Here is a 2,923-nt window from a genome sequence, read left to right as displayed (position 1 = left end):
GTATTGCCCCGTGCGGACAACCGCACAGAGCCCGGCACCGACTGTGCGAAATTCCGCACAGACGCTCAGGTCAGCGGGCCATGGAATCGTATTGGCATGGATCCTGCGGCAGGGCGTCGGGCATCTTCAGGTTCCGGGCAGCAAGTGCGTTTGCGCTGCCCGCCCCGACCGCAATCACGCGACATCGCGACGGCGAACGGCGTCACAGCTTCGATGCAGCAACCGGAACGGTTTCCAACCCCGATGGGGCTGGCACCTTCCGCCCACCACCGGGACGTTCATCACTGCCCAGCCGCATGATCGCGATCGCGAATTGTACCCCCGCAAAGACGATGCCGTTGAAGACGAACAGCATCAGCACCGCGATCCACCCTTGCGGCGAGGTTGAGATGAGGTGCCAGAGACCGGCAATATCGAGCCAGAGAAGTGCAGTGACGAACACCGCCGACAGGCCGAAACCGATGATGACATTGCGGATGTAAAGGCGGACGAGTGCGGGCATGCCGATCTCCCTTCCCCGTCAATCTAGCTTTGTGTGGGGGATTTTACAGGGACATGCTGTCGCATCAGCCAGAACCGGCGCGATGCGGAGGCATTCAGAACGCCTCGGGCCGGGCCTCGCGCGCCATATGGTCGAGAACCGCGTTGACGAATTTCGGTTCCTTGCCGTCCGGAAAGAAGGCACGAGCGACATCGACGAATTCGGTGATGATGACCTTGATCGGGGTCTTTTCATCCGTCATCTCGGCGCCCGCCGCGCGGAACAGCGCGCGCAGCACGGGGTCGATACGGCCGATCGGCCATTTCGCCACCAGCGCCCGGTCGGTCATCTGGTCGATCTTCGCCTGCCAGTTCACCGCCTCTTCGACGATCTTGCGGAAAAGCTCCGGATCGCCCTCGGCCATCTCGTCGCCTTCATAGATCGCGCCGAAACGGAAGCTTTCGAACTCGCGCCGGACCTTGTCGACGGTCTGGCCCGAGGCCTCCATCTGAAAAAGCGCCTGCACGGCATAGAGCCGCGCGGCAGATTTCATCTGGCGCTTTTCGGCGATGGTCGGTTTCGGGGCGGCGTCGCTCATGCGGTCTTGGGTCCTTCGCTGTCACCGGCGATGCGGAATTCCTCGCCCTGCGGCTTGAACCCGATGCCTTTCGTCCGGCGCGCCCATTTGCGGGAAAGTTCGACAAGATGCAAGGCCGCCGCTGCGGCACCGCCGCCCTTGTTCTGATCGGCCGGATCGGCGCGGACCTCGGCCTGTTTGCGGTTCTCGACCGTGAGGATGCCGTTACCGATGGCAACACCCGAGAGGCCGAGCATGGTAAGGCCCCGCGACGAGTCGTTGCAGACCGTGTCGTAATGCGTCGTCTCGCCCCGGATGATGCAGCCAAGGGCGACGAAGCCGTCGTAATCTGCCATGCGGGAGGCCATGCCGATGGCGGTCGGTATTTCCAAGGCACCCGGCACCTCGACCAGATCGACCTCGGCCCCCGCCTCTGCCGCGACCGCCTTCGCGCCCGCGATGAGGTTGTCGGCGATGTCCTTGTAATAGGGGGCGACCACGATCAAGAGCCGTACCTTCTTGTCGAATTTCGGCAGATCGAGCGTGTAATGCTGTTCGTTTCCGGCCATGTCTCAGCCCCCCGTCTCAGGCTTCGGTGATCGGGCGGGTGCCCGCGATGTGAAGATCATAGGCGTCAAGGCCCAGATAGCGGGTCAGCGGCGAATCCGTCAGCAAGATCAGCTCTTTCAGCCCCATCGAGGACAGGATCTGTGCCCCAAGCCCGGTCTGCTTGATCGTGCGGGGACCGTCCTCTTCCTCATTCACCAGCTTCGCCTTCGGGTCGCGGAAAAGGCAGACCGCCCCCCTGCCCTCATCCGCGATGATCTGCATCGCGCGGGCCAGTTCACCTTCGGGTGATGGACCCAGCGCCAGAACGTCCTCAAGGATATTCAGCGCATGGGTGCGCACCAGAACCGGTTCCGGGGTAGTGATGTCGCCTTTGGTCAGCACGACATGTTCGGTACCTTCGGTCTGGTCGGTGAAGACGCGCATCGTCCAGTCGCCGCCATGGGCCGAGGTGACGGTGCGGCTGCCGGTCTCGCGCACAAGGTTATCGTGGCGGCGGCGATAGGCGATGAGGTCGGAAATGGTGCCGATCTTCAGCCCGTGTTTCTGCGCGAAGGTCACCAGATCCGGCAGCCGCGCCATGGTGCCGTCCTCATTCATGATCTCGCAGATCACGCCCGAGGGGTTGAGGCCGGCAAGCCGACTGATATCGGTCGCGGCCTCGGTATGTCCGGCGCGGACCAGCACGCCGCCGTCGCGGGCGCGCAAAGGGAAGATATGGCCGGGCGTGGCGATATCCTGTGGCCCTTTCGAGGGGTCGATGGCCGTCGCCACGGTCAGCGCCCGGTCATGGGCGGAAATGCCGGTCGACACGCCCTCCCGCGCCTCAATGGAAATGGTGAAGGCGGTTTCATGGCGGGAGGAGTTCTTGGCCGACATGAGCTGCAGGCCAAGCGCCTCGATCCGCGCCGAGGAGAGCGTCAGGCAGATCAGGCCACGGCCATGGGTGGCCATGAAGTTGACCGCATTCGGCGTGCACATCTGCGCCGGGATCACCAGATCGCCCTCATTCTCGCGATCCTCGTGATCGACAAGGATGAACATGCGGCCGTTGCGCGCTTCGTCAATGATTTCCTCGGTCGAGGAAATGGCGGCTGTCAGATCGTCGGTCATGTGATCGGCCCCGGTGAATTCTCCCCGCGAGGCGATAGAGCAACAGCCGGGCTTTGGCCAGCCCGCAGGCGACATTCACCCCGCGGGGCGCGCCATTTCCGGGCTGGATCTGGGCGCAGCGGTTGACGATAGCCGGGCAGCGCCCGACCGCGGGTGGGCGCCGATACGACCGAGTTGGGCACTTT

The 2,923-nt window shown here is 63.7% G+C and carries 4 protein-coding genes; all 4 read right to left on the bottom strand.

Annotation, left to right across the window (positions count from 1 at the left end):
* Nucleotides 1-202 precede the first annotated feature (202 nt).
* The 4 genes from WBB85_RS06475 to ribB all read right to left on the bottom strand — a co-directional run bounded on the left by WBB85_RS06475 (nucleotide 203) and on the right by ribB (nucleotide 2,738).
* Nucleotides 203-502 carry a hypothetical protein gene (locus WBB85_RS06475; RefSeq protein WP_432637808.1) on the bottom strand — a complete coding sequence of 100 codons (300 nt, stop codon included), beginning with the start codon at nucleotides 500-502 and terminating at the stop codon, nucleotides 203-205.
* Between the two features lie 94 nt (nucleotides 503-596).
* Nucleotides 597-1,079 (bottom strand): transcription antitermination factor NusB, encoded by a 483-nt coding sequence (gene nusB, locus WBB85_RS06470; protein ID WP_432637807.1) that lies wholly within the window; start codon nucleotides 1,077-1,079, stop codon nucleotides 597-599.
* Nucleotides 1,076-1,627 carry a 6,7-dimethyl-8-ribityllumazine synthase gene (locus tag WBB85_RS06465; protein WP_432637806.1) on the bottom strand — a complete coding sequence of 184 codons (552 nt, stop codon included), beginning with the start codon at nucleotides 1,625-1,627 and terminating at the stop codon, nucleotides 1,076-1,078. The genes nusB and WBB85_RS06465 overlap by 4 nt, the downstream gene beginning before the upstream one ends.
* 16 nt (nucleotides 1,628-1,643) lie before the next feature.
* Nucleotides 1,644-2,738, bottom strand: a complete 1,095-nt coding sequence (gene ribB, locus WBB85_RS06460; protein WP_432637805.1) for a 3,4-dihydroxy-2-butanone-4-phosphate synthase — start codon at nucleotides 2,736-2,738, stop codon at nucleotides 1,644-1,646.
* Nucleotides 2,739-2,923 lie beyond the last annotated feature (185 nt).

The organism is Albidovulum sp. (assembly GCF_049646345.1).
In the GTDB taxonomy this organism is placed as follows: domain Bacteria; phylum Pseudomonadota; class Alphaproteobacteria; order Rhodobacterales; family Rhodobacteraceae; genus Albidovulum.
This window is presented reverse-complemented; position numbering and strand designations above follow the sequence as displayed.

Excerpts from the sequence above, each read along its gene's own strand:
- WBB85_RS06475 (WP_432637808.1), bottom strand. The coding sequence starts at position 502 with ATGCCCGCACTCGTCCGCCTTTACATCCGCAATGTCATCATCGGTTTC.
- nusB (WP_432637807.1), bottom strand. The coding sequence starts at position 1,079 with ATGAGCGACGCCGCCCCGAAACCGACCATCGCCGAAAAGCGCCAGATG.
- WBB85_RS06465 (WP_432637806.1), bottom strand. The coding sequence starts at position 1,627 with ATGGCCGGAAACGAACAGCATTACACGCTCGATCTGCCGAAATTCGAC.
- ribB (WP_432637805.1), bottom strand. The coding sequence starts at position 2,738 with ATGACCGACGATCTGACAGCCGCCATTTCCTCGACCGAGGAAATCATT.